General features: G+C 45.4%; 19 protein-coding genes and 1 tRNA gene. 18 read left to right on the forward strand and 2 right to left on the reverse strand.

What is annotated here, in order from left to right:
• Positions 1-309: 309 nt before the first annotated feature.
• Both AS034_RS17930 and trxB read left to right on the forward strand, forming a co-directional pair.
• Positions 310-1,818: a tetratricopeptide repeat protein gene (locus AS034_RS17930; protein ID WP_058299628.1), complete on the forward strand. Its 1,509-nt coding sequence runs from the start codon at positions 310-312 to the stop codon at positions 1,816-1,818.
• A gap of 117 nt (positions 1,819-1,935) precedes the next feature.
• Positions 1,936-2,883: a thioredoxin-disulfide reductase gene (gene trxB / locus AS034_RS17935; RefSeq protein ID WP_032086637.1), complete on the forward strand. Its 948-nt coding sequence runs from the start codon at positions 1,936-1,938 to the stop codon at positions 2,881-2,883.
• 88 nt (positions 2,884-2,971) lie between these two features.
• Here trxB and AS034_RS22825 read toward each other — a convergent pair whose 3' ends face one another.
• On the reverse strand, positions 2,972-3,121 hold the full coding sequence (locus tag AS034_RS22825) for a hypothetical protein (RefSeq protein ID WP_156416154.1): 150 nt from the start codon (positions 3,119-3,121) through the stop codon (positions 2,972-2,974).
• A gap of 163 nt (positions 3,122-3,284) precedes the next feature.
• Here AS034_RS22825 and AS034_RS17940 point away from each other — a divergent pair, with 163 nt between their 5' ends.
• The 14 genes from AS034_RS17940 (at position 3,285) to AS034_RS18005 (ending at position 21,350) form a co-directional block, all read left to right on the forward strand.
• Positions 3,285-3,599 (forward strand): MerR family transcriptional regulator, encoded by a 315-nt coding sequence (locus AS034_RS17940; protein WP_032086636.1) that lies wholly within the window; start codon positions 3,285-3,287, stop codon positions 3,597-3,599.
• 177 nt (positions 3,600-3,776) lie between these two features.
• A complete protein-coding gene (locus AS034_RS17945; protein WP_058299629.1) occupies positions 3,777-4,493 on the forward strand; it encodes a GDSL-type esterase/lipase family protein in 717 nt (238 codons plus the stop codon).
• A 470-nt stretch (positions 4,494-4,963) separates the two neighbouring features.
• Complete coding sequence (locus AS034_RS17950; protein WP_032086634.1) at positions 4,964-5,422, forward strand: 8-oxo-dGTP diphosphatase; 459 nt, start codon at positions 4,964-4,966, stop codon at positions 5,420-5,422.
• A 320-nt stretch (positions 5,423-5,742) separates the two neighbouring features.
• The gene (rapZ, locus tag AS034_RS17955) at positions 5,743-6,639 is read left to right on the forward strand and encodes an RNase adapter RapZ (protein ID WP_032086633.1); all 897 of its coding nucleotides are present in this window, start codon (positions 5,743-5,745) and stop codon (positions 6,637-6,639) included.
• On the forward strand, positions 6,636-7,592 hold the full coding sequence (locus AS034_RS17960) for a gluconeogenesis factor YvcK family protein (protein ID WP_032086632.1): 957 nt from the start codon (positions 6,636-6,638) through the stop codon (positions 7,590-7,592). Before rapZ ends, AS034_RS17960 begins: the two co-directional genes overlap by 4 nt.
• 60 nt (positions 7,593-7,652) lie before the next feature.
• Entirely contained in the window at positions 7,653-8,600 is a 948-nt protein-coding gene (gene whiA / locus AS034_RS17965; protein ID WP_032086631.1) for a DNA-binding protein WhiA, read from the forward strand.
• Positions 8,601-8,624: 24 nt separating this feature from the next.
• Positions 8,625-8,882, forward strand: a complete 258-nt coding sequence (locus tag AS034_RS17970; RefSeq protein ID WP_032086630.1) for an HPr family phosphocarrier protein — start codon at positions 8,625-8,627, stop codon at positions 8,880-8,882.
• A 352-nt stretch (positions 8,883-9,234) separates the two neighbouring features.
• Positions 9,235-10,836 (forward strand): diguanylate cyclase, encoded by a 1,602-nt coding sequence (locus tag AS034_RS17975; protein WP_058299630.1) that lies wholly within the window; start codon positions 9,235-9,237, stop codon positions 10,834-10,836.
• Between the two features lie 5 nt (positions 10,837-10,841).
• Positions 10,842-11,882 carry a HEAT repeat domain-containing protein gene (locus tag AS034_RS17980; protein ID WP_058299631.1) on the forward strand — a complete coding sequence of 347 codons (1,041 nt, stop codon included), beginning with the start codon at positions 10,842-10,844 and terminating at the stop codon, positions 11,880-11,882.
• On the forward strand, positions 11,882-13,294 hold the full coding sequence (locus AS034_RS17985) for a glycosyltransferase family 2 protein (RefSeq protein WP_052011418.1): 1,413 nt from the start codon (positions 11,882-11,884) through the stop codon (positions 13,292-13,294). Before AS034_RS17980 ends, AS034_RS17985 begins: the two co-directional genes overlap by 1 nt.
• On the forward strand, positions 13,291-16,515 hold the full coding sequence (locus tag AS034_RS17990) for a hypothetical protein (protein ID WP_058299632.1): 3,225 nt from the start codon (positions 13,291-13,293) through the stop codon (positions 16,513-16,515). Before AS034_RS17985 ends, AS034_RS17990 begins: the two co-directional genes overlap by 4 nt.
• Before the next feature lie 3 nt (positions 16,516-16,518).
• A complete protein-coding gene (locus AS034_RS17995) occupies positions 16,519-16,890 on the forward strand; it encodes a response regulator transcription factor (RefSeq protein ID WP_058299633.1) in 372 nt (123 codons plus the stop codon).
• On the forward strand, positions 16,877-19,735 hold the full coding sequence (locus AS034_RS18000; RefSeq protein ID WP_058299634.1) for an ATP-binding protein: 2,859 nt from the start codon (positions 16,877-16,879) through the stop codon (positions 19,733-19,735). Before AS034_RS17995 ends, AS034_RS18000 begins: the two co-directional genes overlap by 14 nt.
• Before the next feature lie 688 nt (positions 19,736-20,423).
• Positions 20,424-21,350 (forward strand): DUF6454 family protein, encoded by a 927-nt coding sequence (locus AS034_RS18005; protein WP_058299635.1) that lies wholly within the window; start codon positions 20,424-20,426, stop codon positions 21,348-21,350.
• Between the two features lie 254 nt (positions 21,351-21,604).
• On the opposite strand, the gene clpP is transcribed toward AS034_RS18005, so the two are convergent.
• Entirely contained in the window at positions 21,605-22,201 is a 597-nt protein-coding gene (clpP, locus tag AS034_RS18010) for an ATP-dependent Clp endopeptidase proteolytic subunit ClpP (RefSeq protein ID WP_032086625.1), read from the reverse strand.
• A 242-nt stretch (positions 22,202-22,443) separates the two neighbouring features.
• Here clpP and AS034_RS18015 point away from each other — a divergent pair.
• A tRNA-Arg gene (locus AS034_RS18015) sits at positions 22,444-22,515 on the forward strand.
• A gap of 1,059 nt (positions 22,516-23,574) precedes the next feature.
• A complete protein-coding gene (locus tag AS034_RS18025) occupies positions 23,575-25,365 on the forward strand; it encodes a hypothetical protein (protein WP_058299637.1) in 1,791 nt (596 codons plus the stop codon).
• Positions 25,366-25,698: the final 333 nt, after the last annotated feature.

Consider the following 25,698-nt stretch of genomic DNA (forward strand, 5'->3'; position numbering starts at 1 on the left):
CCCTTTCAAAAAAATAATTGCGCCCTTCATGTGGAAAAATCTCCACCCGGAGCGCATCCGGACAAACCTCAATCCACACCGCCACCCCCATACCAAACTCCCATCCCCTCAAAATATGGTAGTTTAGTCCAACTTTGTTGTGTGTTATACTATCTTAGTTATAGGATTAATACTTTAAATAATCGTGCTCTATCCGCAAAGGTACTACTAAGCGGCCCCGGCAAACGAACGGAACTCCCAGCCGGCCGGCCCCGCTGAAAGTCTGCAGGAAAGAGCCTGGATATACTATGAACGTTTCGGAGGACTTTGATGAGAAAAGGGTCAAAATTAAGAAGTGAGCAAGCCAAGGTATTGTCTTTTGTCCCTACTGGTGAGTATTACTACAACAAGGGAATGAAAGCTTATCAGCGCCGCGAGCTAAAGCGGTCGTTAAAATATTTTAATAGAGCGTTTCAACTGGAACCGCTTGAACCGATGATTGCGTGTCAATTGTCGATTGTGTATACAGAGCTTGGAGAGTTCAAGCGTGCGAATGAATTGCTGCATGAGATCCTGAAGAACCTTGATCCGTATATGGTGGAGTGTCATTACTTCCTCGCCAACAACTACGCGCATCTCGGTTTGTTCAAGGAAGCGTATGATCATGTGAGCATCTACATGGATAAAGCGGAGCACGGCGAGTTCGCTGAGGATGCCGAAGATCTTCTCGAACTGCTCGAGCTCGATTCGGATCTTACGGTGGAAGATCTTTACGAACACGATGATTTGATCGTCCAGCAGGAGAAGGCGAAGGACCTGCTTGAGTCCGGCCATTTCCAGAAGGCTGTTGATACATTGAAAAAAGTGATCGAAGAATACCCGGAATTCTGGTCGGCCTACAACAATCTGGCCCTGGCCTATTTTTATCTCGGTGAGGTGGAAGAAGCTTCTGCCACGCTTGAAGAGGTGCTGGAGAAGAATCCGGGGAATCTGCATGCACTCTGCAACACGGCTGTGTTTTATTACTATCAAAAGAGACAGGATGAACTGGATGAGCTGATTATGGGTCTTGAAAAGGTCCGCCCGCTCCTTCATGAGCACAGATTCAAGCTTGGGGCGACGTTTGCACTGATTGGACATTCCGAGAAAGCCTTTGAATGGCTTAAGTCGCTGCAGAAGATCGGCTTTGAAGGGGATGCGAGCTATTATTACTGGCTTGCACATTCCGCTTATGAAACCGGCCGCATTCAGACCGCGCGCAATGCGTGGAAGAAAGTCGTCGAGATCAATCCTGAAAAAGAGGGCAGCGAGCCTTGGAATGAAGATCGTCCGGCTGGCTTCGAGAATCACGTGACGTCTATTCTGAAGAAGCTGCAAAGTGAGTATACAGAAGAGAAGCTGTTCGGACTTTTCCTCACATCCGTTTCGGAGCACCAGAAATCCGTGCTGACTCATGCCGATTTCTGCGACGTCGAGGAGCTCTCGATCGTGGAAAAGGTATACCTCGCCCACGTATTGAACAGAAATGTCAACAGCTCGATCAAAGTGAATCAGGAAATCAAGAATATGCATGAGGTCGCGCTGCACCTCTATAAATCCAACCACCCGATTTCGAGTGTGGATTCCGGCCTGTTCCTGACGTGGTTCACGGTTGCCTACCGCGGTCTTAAAGAGCGCGAAACTTTCAAGAATACGAAAGCGTTCGCGGCGGCTGCCTATTATGTGTGGAACCGCCTCAGAAATGAGAAGGTGACGAAGAAGCAGGTTTGCGACAGCTACAGTGTTTCTGCGAGTACGCTGACTAAATACATCACCGTCGTGGAAAACTACCTTCCATGAGCATATTTTTGGACGATACAACCCTGATTTTTATAGGATAATGATAGCAAGTAAATACTATATGGGGAATACGATAAAGCATGCTTACAAGAACGTTTGCGGAAGGAGAATATCAGTATGTCTGAAGAAAAAATTTATGATGTAATCATTGCCGGGGCCGGTCCTGCCGGTATGACAGCGGCTGTTTATACATCCCGTGCAAGCCTTTCAACGCTGATGCTTGAAAGAGGTGTGCCGGGCGGCCAGATGGCCAACACGGAAGAAGTGGAAAACTATCCTGGTTTCGACCATATCCTTGGTCCGGACCTGTCGAATAAAATGTTTGATCACGCGAAGAAATTCGGCGCGGAATACGCATACGGAGACATCAAGGAAATTGTCGACGAGGGCGATTACAAGCTTGTCAAAGCGGGATCGAAGGAATACAAAGCACGTGCCATCATCCTTTCGACCGGTGCCGAATACAAGAAGATCGGCGTCCCTGGTGAAAAAGAACTCGGCGGACGCGGAGTATCCTACTGTGCCGTATGTGACGGCGCATTCTTCAAAGGGAAAGATCTTGTCGTTGTAGGCGGCGGGGATTCTGCCGTGGAAGAAGGCGTGTACCTGACCCGTTTCGCGAACAAGGTGACGATCGTTCACCGCCGCGATGAGCTTCGTGCGCAGAAGATCCTTCAGCAGCGTGCATTCGATAACGAAAAAGTTGATTTCATCTGGAATCATACAATCAAAGAAATCAATGACAAGGACGGCAAGGTAGGAAGCGTCACCCTGGTTTCCACTGAAAACGGCGAAGAGACAGAATTCCAAGCAGACGGTGTCTTCATCTACATCGGAATGATTCCTCTGACGAAGCCATTCCAAAACCTTGGAATCACAAACGACATGGGCTACATCGTGACCAACGAACAAATGGAAACGAAAGTCCCTGGCATCTTCGCAGCGGGCGACGTACGCGAGAAAGAACTGCGCCAGATCGTTACGGCTACTGGCGATGGAAGCATCGCGGCTCAGGCGGCTCAGCATTATGTAGAAGAATTGAAAGAAAAAGTTAAAAACGGTTAATGGAAAAAGCCCCGGGACTCGGATCCCGGGGCTTTTTTTGCAAGAAAAGCGGCTGCAGCAGGACATCTGCCATTTTAACGGGTTCCCTTCAAGATTTCCTAAGATATTTATCATACAAAGCCACAAGTTCAGTGAGCGTCCATTTTTCTACATCCGGTCCTTCTGCAATCCCATTCTTCACCAGAAGACGAATAAAATGCTCGCGCTGCTTTTGGACGGCTTCTCTTAAAAATGGCATGTCATCCACTCCTTTTGAATGTATTGTAAAGCCTTCCGCGCCTGGTTTCTGCAACTTTGTCAGGTTTCCTGCCAACGGAAGAAAACTTTGTCAGACTTTCTGACATATTTGTCGGGGGCCGCCGCCCGCCCATGTATAATAGGGGTAAGAGGGGGAGGGTAGTGTGGGACAGGAATCTTCCTATAAGGACAAAAAAGTGATTTCAATCGGTGTCGTCAGTGAATTGACAGGCCTGACAGAGAGAAAGATCAGGTATTACGAGGAAAAGAATCTCATCTACCCGGAACGGACCAACCGGGGTTACCGGAAATACTCTTTCAACGACGTAGAGCGATTGATGGAAATTGCGGACCATAGAGAAGAAGGTGTCACGACCAAGGAAATCAAGTACGAGCTGACTAAAAAAGAGAGAAAAGAAGCGAAGCAGAAAATGATCAAGGGCCAGATAAACGCACGGTTCGGTATTCAGAAAAACTGATCGGCCTTCTAAAAAGACAGACTCAAATGGGGGAGAGTTTGTCTTTTTTGTTGTGTGAAAAAAGAACGGCCATCTCCTGAACTTGGCGATACCAAAAATATACAGGTTACTTCCCACTGTAATCGGGAATAACTTCATCATGTAAAAGCAGCCAAGATCAGGAAGGTAGGATTATCAATGTCAAAATGGAAAATCATCATACCCATTATCGTAATTGCACTAGTTCCAATTATTTATTTCATTTATTTTGCCGATGAAAGCAAATCGGAATCGAAGAAACGAGTCATTGCCCTTGGCGATTCCCTGACGTACGGATACGGGGATGACAAAGATACAGGCTATATCGGCCGCCTCGAAGAAAAAGTGAATAAGAAGGAGACGGACGAACTCTACACATTCCAGAACCTCGGGATTCCCGGTCAGAAGTCATCCGGCCTTCAAAAGCAGATGATGAAACCGAGCGTGAGCGAAGACCTGACTGAAGCGGATGTCTTCATCGTCAACATCGGGACGAATGATCTCATCAAAAGCAACGGAGGCAAACTGGTCCCGCTGCATCATGATAAGATCATGGAAGCGAAGAAAGAATATGTGGATAACTTGAATTTCATTCTTGATACGCTTGAAAAAACGAATGAAGATGCAGAGATCCTTGTAATCGGGCTCTATAACCCATACCCGGACAGGGACAGTGATAAAATCGAAGCATATGTGGATGAGTGGAACCAGACAATCGTGAAAGAAGTGAAGAAGCATGGTAAAGTGAAATATGTTTCTTCAAATCCTTTATTCAAGGGTAAAAATAAGAAGAAATACTTCCATGATTCCCTCCATCCAAATGGAAAAGGATATGAACTCATGGCAGATCAGATCATGAAGAAGTATGACTTCTAAGAATAAACATCCAGAAAAATGAATGTTCATTCATCAAAAGTTATACAAATTCTCACAAAAATCGACGCTTGTTTAATAAAAATTCGTCAAAATTAACAATTCCGTAATACCGTTTTAAATCTGTTGTAACATGAATGAAACAATTATCGGGTATTATAGAAAGTAAGAAATTGACCCCCTTTTTAAGTAATAAATCCCTTTGACGACACAGGACTCGCCTGTGTCTATTTTTTTTGCCATTTTTTCCTGTTATAGTGGTTCAACTATAGCTGTATCACTCGAAATTTGCGGAAGCTTGTCCCTATATTTTTATAAAGAAATCGACATTTTTTCCTGAATGAGCCTCCAAATGGAACTTCCTTTCCTCCAACACAGGCTGAGACATTGTAGCCTGTCCGCAATCATAGTATAATAAAAGGAATGAAAAAGGACGGAAAATGTCCAAATGAACCAGACTAGAGGTGAAGGATGTGCAGCGTGTCACAAATTGCTTATATCTGGATGGAGACAAAGTACTCCTTCTCCAAAAACCCCGCCGCAATTGGTGGGTGGCACCCGGAGGCAAAATGGAGCCGGGCGAGTCGATCCGCGATGCCGTCATACGCGAGTACCGTGAAGAGACAGGGATCTATTTAAAAAATCCGGATTTGAAAGGTGTGTTCACCTTTATCATCAAAGACGGCGAAAAAGTCGTCTCAGAATGGATGATGTTTTCCTTTTTTGCAACCGAAGCAGACGGCGTGAACCTTCAGGAATCAGAGGAAGGCAAGATCAAATGGCATAAGTTCGAAGACATCAAGGACCTGCCGATGGCCGAAGGGGATTACCATATCCTCGACTACCTGCTGCACGGAAAGAAAACCATCTACGGAACGTTCACGTACACACCGGATTTCAAGCTGCTTTCATACCGCTTGGATCCGAGCTGATAAAATAAAAGAATATGTACATGTGATTTGATCTTGGGCGGTTCCAGCAGTTGATTGGAGTGGAAGATGAAGACTCCTATCAGAAAAGCGGAAGGGCTTTGCCCAGAGGCGTGTGGCATAAGACGAATCGACCTGGAAGGCGTTCTTTGCCTTCTCGGTCGGTTTGGCTTATGACATGTGCCTCTAAGCCCTGCAGCTAGACAATAGACTCTCCTAACAGGAGGCTCACGGGCTACCCGCGGAAAGCGAAGTCTTCCACGGAAATCAACTGCGGTATTTAGAAGCGAAACACAAATTTTAAAATAAAGCGGGGGAAGAGTATGAGTACAGGTTCTACGAATGACGTACAATTAGTGATCATCACCGGGATGAGCGGAGCCGGTAAAACGGTCGCCATCCAAAGCTTCGAAGATTTAGGTTTTTTCTGCGTAGATAATTTGCCGCCGACTCTTCTGCCTAAGTTCCTCGAACTCATGAAAGAGTCCGGCAATAAAATGAATAAGGTCGCACTTGTGATGGATCTTCGCGGACGCGAATTTTTCGACCATCTCTTCAAGGCGCTGGATGAGCTGGCGGAAACCTCCTGGGTGACGCCGCAGATCCTGTATCTGGATGCGGATGATTCAGCCCTCGTGAGACGTTACAAGGAAACTCGCCGCTCCCATCCGCTTGCCCCGTCAGGTCTACCCCTTGAAGGGATCAAGCAGGAACGCGAGCTGCTCGAAGAATTAAAAGGCCGTGCACAGCTGATTTATACGACGTCGAAAATGAAGCCAAGGGAATTGCGCGAGAAAATCCTGACCGAGTTTTCGGTGAACAAGAAATCGATTTTCACGGTCAACGTGATTTCATTCGGCTTCAAGCACGGACTTCCGATTGATGCCGATCTTGTATTCGATGTGAGATTCCTGCCGAATCCGCATTATATCGACCACATGCGTCCGAAAACCGGGCTGGATCAAGAGGTTTCAACCTATGTGCTGAAATGGAATGAAACCCACAAGTTCCTTGATAAAGTAACCGATTTGCTTTCCTTCATGCTTCCTCACTACAAACGAGAAGGGAAGAGCCAGCTTGTCGTGGCGATCGGCTGCACGGGCGGCCAGCATCGTTCCGTGGCACTCGCGGAATACATCGGGCATCATTTCGAAGAGGATTATCATACGAAAATCTCTCATCGTGATATCGAAAAAAGAAAGGCTGTTCAGACACCATGACCACATTGCCAAAGGTTGTCGTCATCGGAGGGGGGACGGGTCTCCCCGTGCTCCTGCGCGGACTGAAACGCCACCCGCTCGATCTCTCTGCGATTGTGACCGTGGCGGATGACGGTGGCAGTTCGGGAAGGCTGCGGGATTCACTTGACATCCCTCCGCCGGGCGACATCCGGAATGTGCTTGCGGCACTTTCAGAGGTCGAACCCCTCGTGGAGCAGATGTTCCAGCATCGATTTGAAACAGAGAATGAGCTCTCGGGGCATGCCCTTGGAAACCTGATCATTGCCGCACTGGCTTCGATCACGGGTGATTTTGTCCACGCCATCCAGGAGATGAGCAGGGTCCTGAATGTAAAAGGCAAAGTGCTGCCTTCCGCCAATCAAAGCGTCATCCTGAATGCCGAGATGGAAGACGGCACCATCGTGACGGGTGAATCGGCGATCCCGAAGGCGGGCAAAAAGATCAAGCGCGTCTTTTTAAAACCTGACAACATCAAGCCGCTTGCTGAAACGCTGAGGGTCATCGCGGAAGCGGATCTGATCGTCATGGGACCAGGCAGTCTTTATACCAGCATCATACCGAATCTGCTCGTGCCGGGGATCGGCGAAGCAGTCTGCCGCTCAAAAGCCAAGAAGCTGTATATATGCAACATCATGACCCAGATGGGTGAAACATTGGGATACACGGCAAGCGATCATGTAGAAGCTCTTTCAAAGCATTTGGACTCTTCATGCATCGATGCGATCCTCGTTAATAACAAACAGGTGCCGGGTGAAGTCCAGGCACGCTATGACAAGGAGCAGGCGAGTCCCGTCCATTTCGATATCGAACGGTTGAACTCGATGGGGATGGAGGTTCTTGCACAGGACATCCTGTCATATAATAATGGACTGGTACGCCACAATACAGAATCAGTAGCGAAAATCATTCATTCCTATATGGAATCCAAATAATGACAGAAGAAAATTTCTGTTACAGTAGCTTGTGCAAGCGTTTGCTAGGAGGTGATGGGGATGTCGTTTGCGTCAGAAACAAAGAAAGAATTAACTAACATCGAGGTCAAGGACTGCTGTGCCAATGCTGAATTATCCGCTCTCATCCGGATGAACGGCTCACTTTCCTTCTCGAATCAGACGCTGGTCGTCAATATTCAGACTGAGAACGCCGCAATCGCCAGAAGGATCTACACACTGATAAAAAAGGGATACGACACCCCGGTGGAACTTCTGGTGCGGAAGAAGATGCGTCTCAAGAAGAACAACGTCTACATCGTCCGGATCAAAGAAGATACAAAGAAAATCCTTGAGGACCTGAAAATACTCGGCGAAGGATTTACATTCATCCATAATATCTCAGAAGATCTGATCAAGAAGAAATGCTGCAGGAGGTCCTATCTGAGAGGGGCGTTCCTGGCAGGGGGATCGGTGAACAACCCGGAAACATCCTCCTACCATCTTGAAATCTTTTCTCTTTATTCAGAACACAACGAAGCGTTGTCAGAACTGATGAATACCTTCGGACTGAACAGCAAGACGCTCGAACGAAAAAAAGGATTCATCACCTACTTGAAAGAGGCGGAAAAAATCACCGAATTCCTCAACATCGTCGGGGCGCACAACTCCCTCCTGCGATTTGAGGATGTACGGATCGTACGAGATATGCGTAATTCGGTGAACCGCCTTGTCAACTGCGAGACGGCTAATCTGAACAAAACGATCGGTGCCGCATTGAGGCAGGTAGAGAACATTAAATTCATTGAAAAGCATGTCGGCCTGGGGGTCCTTCCTGACAAACTGCGTGAAATCGCGGAACTGAGGGTAACCTATCAGGACGTGACATTGAAAGAACTGGGGGAAATGGTATCAGGCGGTACCATCAGCAAATCCGGAATCAACCACCGCTTACGGAAGATCGATCAAATTGCCGAGAAAATCAGAGCGGGTGAGAAAATAAGCAAGTAATCCGAACAAAGGGGAGAAATGATCATGGTAGAAAAACAAGTCGAAGTCAAACTGAAAACGGGTCTTCAAGCACGCCCGGCAGCACTATTTGTCCAGGAAGCAAACCGCTTCTCATCCGAAATCTTTCTAGAGAAAGACGGGAAAAAAGTGAACGCCAAAAGCATCATGGGCCTCATGAGCCTCGCGATCAGCACCGGCTCCGAGATTACACTGGCAGCGGACGGAAGCGACGAAGAAGAAGCCATCGCGGCGCTTGAGAAGTTTGTTGGAAAAGAAGGATAGGATCGGCTTCACATGAGATAAGCCGGCAGCCCAATAGGGGCTGCCGGCTTTTTCTGTGCTTACTTTTCAACTGGGACCCAGGTCTCCTTGTCCCAAGACAAGGGAGAAGATTGGATATATTGATTCATCAATCTGACATTTTTAGGGGGAAAAGATCATGGAAGTGTATGGTATTTTTTGTTACATTAAGGTTTTAGGGGAATTCGCACATGACTGAAAACCAGTTGGCTTACCCCCACTGCACAAACCTTCAATAAAACTATTAAACAATTAAAGACGGCAGTATACTAGTAAAAACTTGTGAACTGACCACCACCCGAAAGTACTCCAATAAAAAGGCAGAAGATGAGATATGGAAAAATACCAGAAGCATTTTTTAAATAACTTCAGAAAGAAATTAGAGAAATGGGAAGCGGAGCCGGAAGTTTCCCATACGGAACTTTATCGGTTTGTCCATTCCCTGGCAGGAACAGCTTCAACCCTCGGCCTCGATCACATCGGAGGTCTTGCCAGGAAACTGATGGACACGATGGATGAAAGAGATGACCGGATGCTGGCCATCGCTGAATGGAGAACCATGCTGTTTGACATCATTGAGGCGTATTACCAGCTGGAGGAAGGGGAGGCAGATGCACGCCTTGGAATGCGAGAAAAAGACGGGGATAAGCCAGTCCTCCTTTTGGTCGATGATGATACCTCTTTTCTGATGTATATGAAAGAACAGCTTGAGAACATTGGATGGTATGTCGTCCCTGTTGCCAACCCGCAAAAAGCCGTGATGTCCTTTTATGATGTAAGGCCGGATTGTGCCATCATCGATATTTATATGGATGAAACGGATGGGTTCGAGGTGCTTGACTTCTTTAAACAAAAACTGAAGCAGCAGTTCATCCCAACTGTCATGGTCAGTGTGGATGACCGGAAGGAAACCAGGATGAAATGTTATGAACTGGGAGCGGATGATTTCATCCCAAAACCCTTTGATATCGATGAATTCATCGTTCGGGTAAAAAGGCAGATCGAGCGGAAGAAACAGATCGAAGAACTGGTATTAATCGATGAATTGACCCATGTGTACAATCGTAAATACCTGACGCAGGCGTATGACCAGGTCAAGAGCATCTGGCAGCGGAGAAAAGAAACCTCTTCCATTGCGGTGCTTGATATCGATCATTTCAAGCAGGTGAATGATCAATATGGCCACTTGGCCGGAGATAAAGTGTTAACGGAATTTGCTTCATTTTTAAAAAAGAACACCAGGGGACAGGATGTAATCGTCCGATATGGAGGCGAGGAATTTGTCGTCCTTTGCCTGAGCACCACTGGGCAAGATGCCCATACCTTCCTTGATCGGTGCCGCCAGGAATTCAGCAGGCACATTTTTAATGAACCTGACGCATTCACTTGCACGTTTTCTGCAGGCATCGCTGAAATCACCGATCCGTCCAAGCCGATGGATGAATGGCTCAGATTAGCCGATCAAGCTCTTTATGAAGTGAAAGAAAACGGAAGGAATAGTGTGAAACTCGATTCGGAATCCACCGATATACAACATATGAAGACGATCAAGGTTGCGATCGTCGATGATGATCCGATCATCCGGACGGTTATGAGGGATATCGTTTCCAAACTGCCGTCAGAGCAGGATGTTCAGTATGATATCCAAAGCTTCAATGACGGAGCTTCTTTTATGGAATCTGATTGGCACCTTGAATCCCTTTGTCTCGTGATCCTGGACGGGGTGATGCCCAAGATGGATGGACTTGAAGTCCTGGAGAGGCTCCGCAGCCGGAATGATGCCGATCGCTATAAAGTTCTTATGCTGACCTCTCGCAGCAGTGAAAAAGATATATCAAGATCTCTCCAATTGGGCGCGGATGATTATATGACAAAGCCATTTAAACTGCTTGAGCTGGAAGCGCGCCTGAGGCAAATCTTGAAAAGGATGGGGTAAAGAACGTGTTTGCTAACGAGATTTTTTATTTCTCTATCGTGCTGGTCAGCTCACTGATCATTTTATTTCTATTGTTCGGCTACCTGGTCATAACGAAGGTACTCGAAAATGACAGACGGACAAAGGTGGAGCAGTACAAGGAAGAGTACCGTCTGCCCCTTTTCCAGTATCTCAACAATAAAGCCGGTGAAGAGGCACTGAGCCTTCAATCACCGCTCGAGGTAAAAGCATTCATAGAATTGACGGCCGGCTTTGCCAAGGTACTTGGCGGTGACGAGATCGGTGAGCGGATCAGGGAATTTGCAGAAACCTATTTCGGAACCTATATCCGATCGCGCTTGACTCATAGGCGCTGGAGCATGAGGATGAATGCCTTCTACTGGATCGAGGAATTCAACATGAAAAATATGTTCATAGAGTTGGATCGATTATATGATTCAAGAAAATTGACCAAGAGTGAAGAGATTCAGCTCCTTAAGATTTATATTCTGAATGAGGATGAAACGGTGATGGGGAAAATGACCAGACCCAAACATCCGTTGACGGAATTTGATTACAGCCTGCTCTTTACATCCTTCACCGGGGAACAGCTCGATCGATTCATCGCGATGTTTAATCAGTTACCCGCAGAGATGGCCTATGCGCTGGTCGATTCAATCGGCGTCAGGGGCAGGCAGGGGGACAGCCTGTTCCTCGAAAATCTCCTGGAAGATCCAGCGGAGGAAATCCGTATCCGCGCCTTGAAAGCAATGGTCGAAATGGAGTATTTCCTTGCGCCTTCAGCTCTGATAAAACATCTTCTGTCGCCTTCCTGGCAGGAGCGCCTGATGGCCATTAAAGCGTGCGAGTATATCAGAAGCCATGAACTCCTCCCGTATCTTGAAGACCTTATGTCCGACCATTCCTTTTACGTCCGGTCACAGGCAGCTAAAAGCTTATTAAGGCTGGAAGCAGGCAAAGAGGTACTAAGACAGGTCGCTGCCTCCAATGAAGATCACTACGCAAGGAATATGGCTGAACAATGGCTGGAAAGGGGATCGGTATGATGGAGCTGACATTACAATGGGGCGGGGTCCTGATGGCCATCGGATGGATGGTCCTCGGCTATATGGTCCTCGTCATATCCTTTTATTCTCTTTTACTCTTGATCTCCTTCGTCCAATTAAGGAAGACCTATCAGCTGGATGAAAGGGAACCTTATGAGGAACTGCTGCATCTGCATCAGACCAAACCGGTTTCAATCCTGGTTCCTGCCTATAATGAATCAGTCGGGATCATGGCCACTGTCCGGTCCCTGCTCAGTATTGAATACCCGGAATATGAAATCATCATAGTCAATGACGGGTCGACCGATGATTCCCTTGAGAAGCTCATCGAGTCTTTTCAACTGGTGAAAATAAAATGGGTCATCCGTCGTCAGTTGGATACGAAGCAGGTGAAGGGGGTCTATCAATCCAGGATTTATAAAAATCTCCTCGTCGTCGATAAGGAAAATGGCGGGAAGGCAGATGCCTTGAATGCCGGCATCAACGTCTCCAACTATCCTTATTTCTGTTCGATCGACGGAGACTCGGTCCTCGAAAGAACGGCATTCCTGAAGGTGATGAAGCCGATCATCGAATCAGACGGCGAAGTCATTGCTTCAGGCGGCAGCATACGAATCGCCAATGGCTGTGAGATCGAAAGCGGTGAAATCGTCAAGGTCGGGTTGTCACGGTCACCGATTGTCGTCATGCAGGTGATCGAGTATTTGCGGGCCTTCCTGATGGGAAGGATCGGCCTGAGCCGTCATAACCTCCTTCTCATCGTTTCCGGGGCGTTCGGCGTCTTCTCGAAGCGCTGGGTCGTGGAAGCCGGGGGCTACTCTCATACAGTCGGCGAGGATATGGAGCTTGTCGTGCGTCTGCACCGCTATGTAAAAGAGCAGAAAGCAAATAAGAAAATCGTATACGTCCCGGATCCTGTCAGCTGGACAGAAGCACCGGAATCGCTGAAGTATCTGCGCAGACAACGGAGGAGATGGCACAGGGGGCTGTTTGAAAGCCTCTGGATCCACCGCCGGCTCATTTTCAATCCGAAATACGGATCCATCGGAATGGTGTCGATCCCTTACTTTCTCATTATTGAATTCCTGGGACCCGTGGTGGAGCTGATGGGGTATTTGGTGATGCTCCTGTCCATTTTCTTCGGAGGGGTCTACCTCGAATTTGCGATTCTATTATTCTTGCTGTCGGTTCTTTACGGCTCCATCCTTTCGATGGCTTCCGTCCTCCTCGAGGAGTGGACCATCCGGAAGTATCCGAAGGCGTCCGATATCATCCGCCTGTTCTTCTATTCTTTGACGGAAACACTCTGGTACCGCCCATTGACTGTCCTCTGGCGCTGTGAAGGGATCCTTGACGTGCTGCGCAGAAAGACAGGCTGGGGAGAGATGGCCAGAAAAGGAGTATCAAAATGACAAAACTAAAACTCTATGGATTCCTGCTGTTCATTTTTGGAATCGTGCTCGTTATCTCCTCACCATTCTGGCTCTGGCAGTTGAAGGGCGATCGGGAGCTTGAGGTCCTGATCATCGATAAGACCGTGCCGGACGCGACGTACCGGGAACATAAGGGATTGATGTGGATTCTGAATCAGCAGAAATATAGGAAGGAGGACGGAAATCCTTATAAGCTTGAAGAAGATTACGCTGGCTTCGTTCCTGGTGCGGGAGGAGGATCGGTGAAAGAACTGCCTTCTACTCTTGAAGACTATGACGCTGTCTATGTGACGGATACGTACGGTGTGTACGAGGAAGACCTCGATAACGAAAATGTATCGGGGGAGCGTTCGTCCAAAGTATACGGAGGTATGACCGATGAAGACGTGGATGCACTGAAGCAAATGGCGGTGAATGACGGGAAAACGCTCATGGCAGAATTCAACTCGATGGCACATCCGACGACGGAAGAAACCCGGCAGTCCTTTTATTCCCTGTTCAACTTGGAATGGTCGGGCTGGATCGGCCGCTACTTCCCAGAATTGGACGGCAGTGAGGTCCCTGAGTGGGTCCGTGGAAACTATAAGGAACAGTACGGGGAATCCTATACGTTCAGCGGACCGGGATATGTCCTTGTCGGCAAAGACGACAAGCTGGTCATCCTTGATCAGGATGACATCGGGAAAGAAGGCGTCGTCTTTTCCACGACTTCAGAAGGTGAAAAACAGTTCGGTCAAAAATTAAAAGTACCGTACTCCTACTGGTTCGATATCGTTAATCCGGTCGCAGGGGGCGATGTGCTGGCCAATTACACATTATCCCTATCAGAAACCGGAAAGGAAACGCTGAGGGCCCTTAGTTTGCCCGAGACATTCCCGGCAGTCGTTCACAGTGAAAATAAGCGCTACGACACGTATTATTTCAGCGGCGATTACGCCGACCATCCGGATGTTCCCGATCTCTATCAAACGGCCGGACTTCAAAAGTGGAGAAAGTGGACCGAAGCGTCAAACCCGGATAACTTGTCTGCTTTTTACTGGAAGGCTTATGTCCCTATGATGACAAGAATCCTTGAGCGTATCGAGAACGGAAAAGACCGGGTGACGCCGAAAAAACCGAAAATCAAATCTGAAAACGGTATAAAAATGGCCGGAAAAGCAGGTGCCGACTACATCCAGGTCAATAAAGACGGCAAATGGGAAGACCTTCTCATTAAAGGAGTGAATATGGGGATTTCTAAGCCCGGTTCATTCCCTGGTGAGACGGCCATTACGAAAGAAGAATATTTAAGATGGTTCAAGCAGATCGGCGCCATGAATGCCAATGCACTGCGAGTCTACACGATTCATCCGCCTGCTTTCTATGAAGCTTTTTACGAATATAACCAAATGGCGGAAGAACCCCTTTATCTGTTCCATGGTGTGTGGGTGAACGAGGAAATCTTCCTGGAAACGAATGATGCCTTTGCCAGGGAGAATACGGACGAATTCCGCGAAGAAATCAAGCGTACGATCGATCTCGTTCACGGGAATGCAGAGCTACCGGAAAGAAAAGGGCACGCATCCGGTGTGTACGACAAGGATATCTCACCTTATGTGCTTGGCTGGATCTTCGGTGTAGAGTGGGATCCTGGGGTGGTCCTTGCCACAAACGAAAAGCATAAGGGTCTTGAAGACTTCAAGGGGAAATATTTGACGACGGAACAAGCGGAGCCGTTCGAAATATGGCTGTCCGAAATGATAGACGAAGGGATCGCCTATGAAACCGATAAGTATAGATGGCAGCGCCCGGTCAGCTTCACGAACTGGGTGACGACAGACTTGCTTCACCATCCAAGCGAACCATCCGAAACGGAAGACATGGTGTCGGTGGATCCGAACGTGATGAAGGGGACCGGCAGCTTGCACACAGGCTTATTTGCCTCTTATCATATTTACCCTTACTATCCGGACTTCCTGAATTATGAGCCCGAATACGTGAACTACGTGGATCACCGCGGTGAGAAGAATAACTACGCCGGCTATCTGAATGATATGAAAAAGGCCCATTCGATGCCGCTTTTGGTGGCAGAATTCGGGGTGCCGGGTTCAAGGGGACTCACGCACCGCAATGTCCAGGGACTGGACCAGGGCCATCATTCTGAAAAGGAACAGGGAGAGATCAACAGCCGCCTGTTCGACGATATCGTCGAAGAAGGAGCGGCCGGCGGACTCGTCTTTGCCTGGCAGGATGAATGGTTCAAGCGGACGTGGAACACGATGGACTACGACAACCCCGACAGGCGTCCTTACTGGTCTAATGCCCAGACGAACGAGCAGCAGTTCGGGCTCCTGAGTTTCGATCCCGGACCGGACAGGGCTTCGATGATCAAAGTGGACGGCCGTCCCGAGGACTGGGAGCTGAAGGGGATTCAGCCTGCCTTTTCAAATAGCGGCCGCGCCATGTATGTAACCAGTGATGAACGCTACCTCTATGTGAGGGTTGATACGGAGCCTATCAAGGACGAAACAGACACCTACGTTCTATTTGATACCCTGTACGGACAGGGACAGTCTTCCATTCCCGGGGTGTCGGGGGTGAACACTTCCGGCGTGGATTTTGCCCTGCATATCGAAGGCGGGAAAAAAGCCCGCCTGCTTGTGGACAGCTATTATGATACGTTTCATTACCATTACGGTGAGGTCCTCGGCATGATCCCGCGCGAAAAATATGCGGATCAGAAGGATAATGGAATGTATCACGGGATCAGACTTACGCTGAACAAGGAACTGAACATAGGCGGAAAGGTGCTTCCGTTTGATTCTTATGAAACCGGGAAATTGGCATTCGGGACGGCCAATCCTGAAGATCAGGACTATGACTCTCTCACGGATATCAGTGTCAGCCCTTCAAAGGACCGTTATGAAATCAGGATTCCATGGCAGCTCTTGAATATAAAGGATCCGAGCCAGAAAGAAGCGATTGGGGATGTCTGGGAAAATGGTCTGGAGGCAGGACAAACGATTGACGGCATAAACATAGGGCTGTATGAATCGGTTGGAGGATCTGAATTTTCTTATCCGGAAGTAAAATCAAACAATCTGGAACCTGCCGGATTTTATCATTACTCTTGGGAAACATGGAACGAGCCTTCTTATCATGAGAGGCTGAAAGAGTCCTATTTTGAAATGAAGAAAGCTTTCGAAAAAGAGGAGGAATAAAAGGTGGCCAAAATTTTAGTGGCGGAAGATGAAGAAGTACTTAGAATGCTGGTGGTTGATACCTTGGAGGATGAGGGTCACGAACTTCATGAAGCGGCGGACGGCCGGGAAGCCGTCGTAAGCATCATGGAACATGACTATGACCTGATCCTCCTCGACTATATGATGCCATTATTCACAGGACTTGAAGTCATCGAAAAGGTAAGGAACACACCGGAGAAAAAAGACGTGAAAATCATGATGGTTTCGGCCAAAAGCCAGCAGGCGGATAAAGAACGCGTGCTGAAATCAGGTGCCGACTACTTCATTGCGAAACCATACAGCCCAATGGAACTTGTCCAGCGGATCGAGGAAATCTTGAATGAAGAAAATTAGTGGGTTTTTCCAAACAAGCCTGCGCAATCAATTCATCGGTGTGATGAGCAGCTTCATCTTTATTTTCCTGATAGGGGCTGCCTGTTTGTTTCTCTACAATCAATACATTACGGATGAATATCAAGCGGAACGAGAAAAGCTCAATGAAAAAGAAGCAGTGGCTGAACAGCTGAACAGGGCATTCAGCAAAGCCTTCTTTGATGCCAGGGGCTACGTTGCATTTGGACGGCTGGAGCTGAAGGAAAGCATTTACCGTCAGGAAATCGTAATCGAAAATACCATCGAGAAATTCAGGACGCTTGCGATCGAACCGGAGGATCAATCGTTCATCAAAGATGTAGAAGAATTCTCTGCATACTATTTTAACCAAATCGTCGCGAATGCCATTACAAATTACGATAACGGAGATCTCGAAGCGGTAAAAAAAGCATCTGCAGACGGCGGAACTGCCACTGTTGACACTTTTCAAAATCAGATGAACGACTATAAGGATTCAATCGAGCAAAAGAGTGATGAGGCATATGAAGAGGTGAAACGCAAGCAATCCCTCAGCCAGGGGGCCTTTGTTTTATTCATTTTCCTTATGCTCCTGGTCTTGATGCGAATCATGAGGATGCTGGCAAGACAAATCGGCACCCCGCTCAATCTGGTAGCAACGGCAGCCGAGCAGATTGCCGAGGATGAAACGAATCAGCGCTGGTCTTTTGAAAACAATCGGAAAGATGAAATCGGGAAGGTCTCGAGGGCTTTTGAAAAAATGATCCACCGGATTCAATTGAAGGAAGAAGATTTGCTTGCCCAGAATGAGGAGCTGGTCGCCCAGCAGGATGAACTTGAATCACAGCAGTCGAAGCTTGAGCATCTGCTTACGGTTGCCAAACTTCGCGAGCAGCAGCTCGAGCGGCGCAATGAATTCATCAACGGGATTTCCTATTCCCTTAACAAACAGGAAGTGCTGGATAGCATCGTAGACACGATGTGCGGGGTCATGGACGCTTCGCGCGGAATGATTGTCCTCCTTGATGAGAAGAAGTCGCGTGCATCATGCGGGATTTCCGAAAAGGGAGTGGAGCAGTTTATCAACTATATGGATAACGGACTTCATCAACGTTTAGTTCAACAGAAGAAAGCTTTTTCGGTTAAACGTGAGCTTGTGGAGGCGGAGAAGAGCTATCATCTTGAAACGATGTATTCTTATGATCTTTTCATCCCGATATTATCGCTGAGCAAAGAGGTGGAAGCCATCATGGTCTTCAGCCGCTTCGGTCATGACTTCAGCCCGGAGGAACTGAAAGAATATAAGAGTCTCAGCAAACAGATATCGATTTCCCTTCAAAAGATCCATCTGTTTGAGGAGTCGGAAAAAGACCGCCATATGAACCAGGATATACTGAATAACATCCAGGAAGGCATCCAGCTGGTCGATAACAGCGGGAACAGCATGCTGATGAATACGAAACTGGCGAAAATCATCCAAGGGGAGCTGTGTGCCCTGCAGCAGGCACCTTATCAAGAATGGAAACAGGCGCTTGCAAGCCGGGTTGAAGATCCGAAAATGCTTAACCGGTATTATGAGATGGTCATTGAAGCGGAAAAAGCCGGCAGGCATCTCCATACGTACCATCTCGAAGACGGCAGGACCGTCTATCAGGTGTACTCGGAGTCTCTCTACCGAGGTGATGAGAAAGTCGGCACCATCTTCGTCCACCGGGACATCACAAAGGAATTCGAAGTCGATCAGATGAAATCGGAATTCGTCTCGACGGTCAGCCATGAACTGCGAACTCCGCTTTCGAGTGTACTCGGCTTCACCGAATTGATGCTGACGAAAGACTTGAAGCCGGAAAGAACGAAGAAGTATCTGACCACCATTTATCAGGAAGCCAAACGATTGACGTCGCTGATCAATGATTTTCTTGATGTCCAGCGGATGGAGTCCGGCAGGCAGACCTTTGATAAACGGTATGAGGACATCGTCCCGATCATCCAGCATGCCATCAACACCCAGAAAGTCAATGCCCCCCATCATACATTCACTATTGAGAAAGACACGGATTGTACGATGGTCCTCGGCGATAAAGATAAATTATCACAGGCGTTCACTAACCTGATCAGCAATGCCATCAAATATTCACCTGACGGGGGAACCATCACCGCCCGGGTTTATGAAAAACAGGATATGGTGTTCATCAATATCATCGATGAAGGACTCGGCATCCCGGATGATGCCTTCCCTAAGCTGTTCACGAAATTCTACCGGGTCGACAATTCAGACCGCAGAAGGATCGGCGGCACAGGGCTGGGTCTTACAATCGTAAAGGAAATCATCGAGAATCATGACGGCAGTATCAGGGTCGCTTCTGAAATAGGGAAGGGAAGTACGTTCACGGTCTGCCTCCCGATGGTGACACTCCAGACCTTCAAGGAGGAAGAATCAAGCGGCGATGGCATGTCGATCACGGTCATAGAGGATGACATAAACCTCGCATCGCTGCTGACTACAGAGCTTTCCGGAAGCGGATTCCAGGTGCAGCATGCGAAATCCGGAGAAGCCGCGATTGAAAAAATCACTGAGTTTAAACCGGATGCGGTCGTCCTCGATATCATGCTCGAAGGAACCATGTCGGGATGGGACGTTCTCGAAGCCCTGAAAGCAAATGAAGAGCTGTGCGACATCCCGATCATCATCTCATCCGCACTCGATGAAAAAGAAAAAGGCATCACACTCGGGGCAGTTGATTACCTTGTGAAACCCTATCACCCAAGTGAACTGTCCAAGACCATTCTTCATCTGCTCCTGAAAAGCGGGAGGAATGGGGAAGTGCTGATACCTTTTAAAAATTGAAGACCACTTTTGAAGGCCCGTCCCAGACTGCGTTATCGCAGTCTGGGACGGGCCTTTTGTGTTTATGGAAGCCTCTTTTCGCATATTCCTTATAAGAGGTGATAAAATACTCAGATAATGCCTTTATTTGTCCTCATAGTTCAGATGGTAACTGCAATTGTCATAAGCCGAAAACAGGAATGCTTTAATTCATATGATTGAAATTCCTTGTAAAATTCATCGAGAGTAGCTTCACCTCTACTAATTCTATGTTGATTAGTACAGGCAAAAGTTTTAATATTATTTTCCTTTAAAATTTGTAATGCATCTCTACTGAACGAATATAGGGAGAAATCTTTTGGATGTATAAATTGTCCATTGCCATAGTTCCATCACGGGGTCAACAAAAACTGTTTCAATATTCATTGGTATGGTATTCCCCCTTTTATTACCATATTCAACTTTCCTGGCCGTTAGCTGAATAAAGCCTCTCTTTATATAATACCATAAAAAGTAAATTATTCCTTATATTAATTAACAGCAACAATCATTACGAAAAGAGTCTTGTAAATTATTTAAAGCTGATGTAATTTCCGTGTAAAATCTTTGTAGGAAGCTATCATTCCTTCTAATTTGCTTTTAAAATGCTAGTGAAAAGGGATAATGCCAAATTATTTCTTTATCACAGATAGTCATTAGGAGGAATCGTATGAGAAACGTCATGGCATTACTTACAGGTGTTTTGTTCATCAGTATGATATCAACGGCAGTAGTTGCGGAAGATAATCAGAATCTGGAAGGTTCATTCAAAGAGCTTTCACGTAATACTGAATGGAAAAAAACAAATCGGATTGAGCTTCAATTCAATGCCTATCATCCTCAAGGAATGACAAAGGTTGGGGATACATACTATATGTCTTCTGTAGAAATCCTTGAAAAACCCGAGAAATATGAGACTCCTAAAAATGGATATGACCGGTCTGCCGGGAAAGGTATCGGCCACTTATTCATTTTCGATGAGCAGGGGGAATTATTGAAAGATATTAAGCTGGGCGAAGCTGATATGTATCACCCGGGCGGAATTGACTTTGATGGGGAAAATATTTGGGTCCCTGTTGCAGAATATCGTCCAGATAGTGAGTCGATTATCTATAAAGTTGATACAGATACACTTAAAAGCAAAGAAGCATTCCGTGTGAATGACCATATCGGCGGCGTCGTTCATGACGATAAAACGGGGAAAAATCTCGGTGTCAGCTGGGGATCCCGTGAATTCTATGAATGGGGAAAACAGGGTAAAAAGTTGAAGAAAGAAAAGAATGACAGCCACTTCATCGATTATCAAGACTGTGAGAATGCAGGCGGAGGGAAAATGATTTGCAGTGGTATCGCAGAATTGAACAATCCGGCATCCGAAACAGGAAAATACGAACTTGGCGGTTTAGCGCTGCTGGATATGAAAGACTTTTCTGTTGAACATGAAGTCCCTCTTGCTGAGTTTTCTTCCGAAGGGCATGTCATCACTCGTAATCCAGTCTTTCTAGAAGAATCTGATGGCAGACTTCAACTTTTTGCTGTACCTGATGATGACGAAGCGTCGCTTGTCATTTATGAGACAGGTATAGATGAGGAATAAACAAAGGCATTCGCTATTTTAGGAACCTCACTTAAACTTAGACAAGTGCACCACATCACCATTCTGTAAAATGATTTCGTAGTTGCTGCGGGGTCATTTTTTTGTAAGGGATTTTCTCGTAACAAGTATTCGTTGTTGTAGACAGTCTAAATAGTCTACAGTATTAATACGAAAAGCAACAATCTATTAGAAAACAGCCTTATGAAAAAAACCCCGACGGCATAATTCGTCGGGGCAGACTCTTGATAAGAGTATTATTTATTGTTCATATCGTTGCGTGTGATGATGCGGTCGATCAAACCATACTCCTTCGCGCGCTCGGCAGTCATGAAGTTGTCGCGGTCCGTATCTTTCGCAATGACTTCAAGCGGCTGGCCAGTGCGGTCTGCGAGGATCTGGTTCAGTTTTTCACGAAGGAATAGAATGCGCTTCGCAGCGATTTCGATTTCCGTCGCCTGACCTTGTGCTCCTCCAAGCGGCTGATGGATCATGACTTCTGCATTCGGAAGGGCAAGTCGCTTGCCTTCAGCACCTGCTGCAAGAAGGAATGCACCCATTGAAGCGGCCATACCGATACAGATTGTTTGTACATCAGGCTTGATGTATTGGATCGTATCATAGATCGCCATACCTGCCGTGATGCTTCCGCCAGGTGAGTTGATATAGATGGAGATATCTTTCTCCGGATTTTCAGACTCCAGGAATAGAAGTTGTGCTACAATGGAGTTCGCCACATTATCATCGATGGCGCTTCCAAGCATGATGACACGGTCTTTCAGAAGACGGGAATAAATGTCATATGCACGTTCGCCGCGGTTCGTTTGTTCAATAACTGTAGGAATTAAGTTCATCCTTCGTTCCTCCTTAAAGTACACTTTTTTATTTGTATTTAATACATATTCACTTTGTACTGTAATCATACACTGTTGGTCAATAAAGGTCAAACCTGACGCATCAGTGATTCTTACACTATGTAATCCTTTCTACATCATACCCATCCATTCCTTTTTTAAACAGAGAAAACGTATTGCATTCCTGAAAAAAGTACATTATAATATACTTTCGTACGATAGTTTTACAAGATCATTTACATGCCCTCGTGGTGCAACGGATAGCACGTAAGATTCCGGTTCTTAAAATGGGGGTTCGATTCCCTCCGAGGGCGTACTAAAGACCTTGTGTTTGTTGAGTTTATCAGCGGACATGGGGTCTTTTTTTGTTTCTGATGTTTGGGTGCTTTTCAAATGTTTATACCACGCAACGAATAACACGCAATGGGAGGAATAAACGTGCAAGAAGAAAAGCAACGACTAGCACCAGTCGATCTAAAAGCGGTACAGACACCAACATTGAGAACTGAATAGATTACATGAAAAATAAAAGAGCAACCTCCTCGATGAATGCTCGTATGAGAACAGGTAGAACGTTCTTTAGTTTTTGTATGAAGAAGAGTTACGTTGATAAGAACCCATTTGGGGGTGTTCCTCAACTTAGGAAATGTCATATCATTGGGGCAACATTCACAAAAAAGCAATTAGAAAAGTTATTAAGCGCTCCAGATATAACTCAATTTGTTGGACTTCATGATCTTGCTATAATGCTAACCTTTGCACATGTGGGGCTCCGTTTAAAGGAACTATGCACTTTAAAGGTACCAGACGTTATATTCGACGGTAATGGAGAGGTCATCATCCAACAGACAAGAATCATTATGCAAGACGAAAATCGATGACGAAGAGGCTGAAAACTGTTTTAAAAGCTTATTGTGAGGAGCGGGGAATACTTGAGAACGATGCTTTGTTTGTAAGTGTCGAGAATGCCCTATAAGCCCTCGAACTGTTCTAGGAAGGTTGAATAGTACTATGGAGTCCTTTCAAGCGTAGAAAAAGAGGTTTAGGTGTGGCCACACGCTTTTAGAAGGACGTTCTGTAGATTAAAAGTTGAAGCAGGGGTGAATTTGTTTGTGCTGCAATGACTAACTGGTCATCGAGAGCTTGAAACGCTTTAACTATATGTACAGATATATGGGAAGGATCTGAAGGAGGCAATTGAGAAAGGGTTTGAATATGCTAACATAAAATACTAACGGGCTTTAAATTATAGAGTATAAGTATGGAAGATAAGGGAGCGGTCAATTGTCTGCTCTTTTTTATCGATTTGCACACAATTTTACAAGAAAACAATCTTAATAATGTCTAATTTTCTCCTGGGGAGTTGATGCATATTGAAATACAGAGAAATAGCAGTTGACGATTGTGTTAAATTGATTAACGCTGATGGTAACTACAATAAGAGGATAAAGGACTCTATAGACAAACTGGCAGAATGCATAGAGTCAAGAGGACATAAGTTGTTAAGTTCTTATAAAGGGAATAAAACAGCAGTGTTGATTGATTTCAAGTGTGGGCATGAACCAAGAAGGGTTACACCGAAAGATTACAAAAAGAAGAATGGGGTAGGATGTGACAGATGTAGTGGTCATAGTTCAGAGCAAGCAAGAGAGGATTTCTTTAAGCGACTGGAAGACAAAGGACATAAATTATTAAGTGGATATATTAATAATACAGAAGAAGTATTAATAGATTTTAAATGTGGTCACAAACCATCAAAAAAAACGCCTAAGGCATACAAGCTTGGACAAGAGTGTGTAAGATGTAGTGGTCACAGTTCAGAGCAAGCAAGAGAGGATTTCTTTAAGCATCTGGAAGACAAAGGACATGAATTATTAAGTGAATATATTAATAATACAGAAGAAGTATTAATAGATTTTAAATGTGGTCACGAACCATCTAAGAAAACACCTAAGGCATACAAGCTTGGACAAGAGTGTGTAAGATGTAGTGGTCACAGTTCAGAGCAAGCAAGAGAGGATTTCTTTAAGCATCTGGAAGACAAAGGACATGAATTATTAAGTGAATATATTAATAATACAGAAGAAGTATTAATAGATTTTAAATGTGGTCACGAACCATCTAAGAAAACACCTAAGGCATACAAGGTTAGACAAGAGTGTGTAAGGTGTAGCGGTCATAGTCCAGTACAAGCCAAAGAAGATTTCATTAAAATGTTAGTGGATAATGGTCATGAATTACTAAGTGATTATGTCAATAACACTCATGAGGTGTTAATAGATTTTAAATGTGATCACAAGCCATACATGAGAACACCAAAGGAATATAAAAGTGGGAGAGTGTGTCCGAGGTGTGGAAATAACAGCGACACTAAAGTAGCGAAAGAAGATTTCTTGGCATTATTAAAAAGTAATGGTCATAGGTTGCTAAGTAAATATATCGACAACACGACAATAGTTTTAATTGATTTTAAGTGTAGTCATAAACCATCTACTGTAACACCAAAGTCTTATAAAAGTGGGAATGGGTTATGTAAGAAATGTAACTTAAATAAAGACTGGTATAAGCAGAGCGAAGAATCTTTAAAAAGTTTATTAGAGAAGGTGAAGAAAAATAACCATAAGCTGCTTAGTAAGTACATAGATACTAATACTAAAGTATTAATAAACTTTAATTGCGGACATAATCCAAGCTGGGTATATCCACATCGCTATAAGAATGGTCAAAAGTGTCAGCAATGCAACAAGGTAAATAGTAGAGGCGAAATTGTAATTAAGGGTTATCTAAAGAAGAATAAGTTAAGATTTAAGCCACAGTTTACATTTGGTGACTTGGTATATAAAGGTAAGTTAAGATTTGATTTCGCTGTTTATAAAGATAAAGAGTTGTATTCTTTAATAGAATTTGATGGCAGACAACACTTCACATTAGTTGATCATATGGGTGGAGAAGATTATTTTAAAGAAATTCAAATGAAAGATAAATTAAAGAATAACTATTGCTTAGAAAACAATATTAGATTAATCAGAATTAAGTATACTAAGTTTGACGAGATCGAATACATTTTAGAGCGAGAGTTTGCAATTGATTCGGAAAAATCAAGTGATGTCATCTCTTTCTATCCCAAAGTTGGTTACTATGATTCTAGCTTGAGGAACAATTAGACTTAGAATTAGTCTAATTTACTTTCAATTAGGAAGTAGTAGCGAAGATAAGTGTTAATAGAAAATAGAGTTTAAGAGAGTTTACCTCTATATAACGTGTAAAAAAATGGGTTTAGCATTACAAAAATGGGTATCTCAAGACGCTGTATTCCTAACGATTTAACTAGAACTAGTAGAAATTTTAGAATCAAAAAGAGTTCAACTAGTTTCAATTAAATAATATCGTCAATTCAACTGCAACAGGCAGACTAATGCTAAAATGATGAGTGCGATAAACGATTTTGAACCTGAAAATATGCTCGAAAGACAACGTGAAGGAATCGCAATTGCCAA

It is taken from the genome of [Bacillus] enclensis, assembly GCF_001456935.1.
Taxonomy (GTDB): Bacteria; Bacillota; Bacilli; order Bacillales; family Bacillaceae_B; genus Rossellomorea; species Rossellomorea enclensis.